Source organism: Erythrobacter sp. (assembly GCF_038133525.1).
Lineage (GTDB): Bacteria > Pseudomonadota > Alphaproteobacteria > Sphingomonadales > Sphingomonadaceae > Qipengyuania.
The window spans coordinates 1-573 of sequence record NZ_JAYPTL010000202.1 but is presented as its reverse complement, the minus strand read 5'-3'; the positions used below and the strand labels follow the sequence as shown (position 1 = coordinate 573).

Below are 573 nucleotides of genomic sequence, written 5' to 3'. Positions count from 1 at the left end.
ATGCCATCGTCCATCATCAGGTCGGGCGCATCGCCGGCGTGATGGGTGATGGCCTCGGCTTCGATCAGGTCGCCGCTCTTCACGTAAAGCGCGGGCTTCTGTTCGGGCGAGAAATAGCCCCAGTGAACCGTTTCGGGCGTGGCTTTAAGGCGGTGCAACGCCTTGGGGCGGATCGTGACGCGTTCGTCGAACGGGGATTTGACCAGCGACATAATTTAGGATCTCCTTGCGGCTGATTGCCCTTTCTTCTTCGTCGTAAGGGTGAGCGAGGTCTTGTCGCGCGGCGCACGCAAACTTGCATGATCGGCCGCCAGCCTGCGTCGCATCAAGAATCAGAACGCCCTCTGCAAAGAGTTGCAGGGCCTCTCCTGTCACAGCATCGCCAGACAATCGGTCTCACACACGCAAAAGGACGAGAGCCATGCCCAACACGCTAATCTTCGTTGACCTAGCCAGCGACGATCCCTCCGCCGCCGGCAAATTCTATGCCGAGGTTTTCGGCTGGCAAAACGACGCGCGCCCCGAAGGCGTCTTCCACCGCATGGTCCCCGGCGGCCAGTTCAAGAACAAGGA

The 573-nt window shown here is 59.9% G+C and carries 1 pseudogene; it reads right to left on the bottom strand.

Annotated elements, in window-relative coordinates:
- Positions 1–212 (bottom strand): annotated as a pseudogene (locus AAFM29_RS18045) (formamidase); the annotation flags it as partial.
- Positions 213–573: the final 361 nt, after the last annotated feature.